The sequence below is a fragment of the Mesorhizobium sp. M0166 genome (assembly GCF_040322255.1).
Lineage (GTDB): Bacteria > Pseudomonadota > Alphaproteobacteria > Rhizobiales > Rhizobiaceae > Mesorhizobium.
This window is the reverse complement of sequence record NZ_JAMYTD010000107.1, coordinates 1-1070: the sequence shown is the minus strand read 5'-3', so window position 1 is coordinate 1070 and position 1070 is coordinate 1. Positions and strand designations below refer to the sequence as shown.

The 1070-nt window shown below is 63.6% G+C and carries 1 pseudogene; it reads right to left on the bottom strand.

The annotated features are described in order from the left end of the window. Nucleotides 1-991, bottom strand: a pseudogene (tnpC, locus tag NKJ46_RS34605) (IS66 family transposase); the annotation flags it as partial. Nucleotides 992-1070: the final 79 nt, after the last annotated feature.

Genomic DNA, 1070 nt, shown 5'->3' with positions numbered 1-1070 from the left:
AGCGCCAGCCAAATCTACTCGATCTTTCAACAGCATGACGGGATGAGCAGTATGAAGCACCATCGTCAGAGCCTGCGAAGAGCGCGTTCTTGCGGTTGAGCGCGATCGGACGGATCGAGCGTTCGACGGTGTTGCTGTCGATCTCGATGCGGCCGTCGTCAAGGAAGCGCGAGAGGCCTTCCCAGCGTGAGAGCGTGTAGCGGATTGCTTCTGCGAGCTTGGTCTTCTGACTGATCAGGCCGAGCTTCTCACGCAGCCAGGGTTCGAGATCGGCGACGATGGCGCGGCTTTTGTCCTGACGCATCGCGCGGCGCTCGTTGGCCGATCGGCCACGGATGTCATCCTCGATCTTGTAGAGTTCGGCGATCCGTCTCAGCGCCTCGCTGGCGATCGGCGCGGGACCGGCTGCTGCCAGTTCATAAAAGCGCCGACGGACATGCGCCCAGCAGAAGGCGAGCGTGACGCCGCTTTTGTCGGCCAGCACGCGATAGCCGCCATAGCCGTCGACCTGCAAGATTCCGGTGAAGCCTGCGAGATGAGCGATCGGACGCTCGGCCTTTCGGTCCGGCGCATAGACATAGGCGACGCCCGGCGGGTCGCTCCCCTCCCATGGTCGATCATCGCGGGCATAGGCCCAGAGTTGACCTGTCTTCGTCTTGCCGCGGCCGGGATCGAGCACCGGCGCGGTCGTCTCGTCGGCGAAGAGTTTTGGCGAGGACTTCAGCTTGCCAAGCAGCCGCTCATGCACTGGACGCAGGTGCCAGGCGGCGCGGCCGACCCAGTCGGCGAGCGTAGAGCGATCGAGATTGACACCCTGCCGGGCGTAGATCTGCGCCTGACGATAGAGCGGAAGGTGATCGGCATATTTTGAGACCAGCACCTGGGCGACCGTTGCCTCGGTCGGAAGACCACCCTCGATCAGCCTTGCGGGCGCCGGAGCTTGCACGACAACGTCCTCGCAGGCGCGGCAGGCATATTTGGGCCGGCTGACGTTGCCCCCAGTTTCTATCCAGTTTTGAGTTCGTTTCCGGCGTGGGTTGTGCCCTGCTGGGCCGGTGAAGCGACGGGCG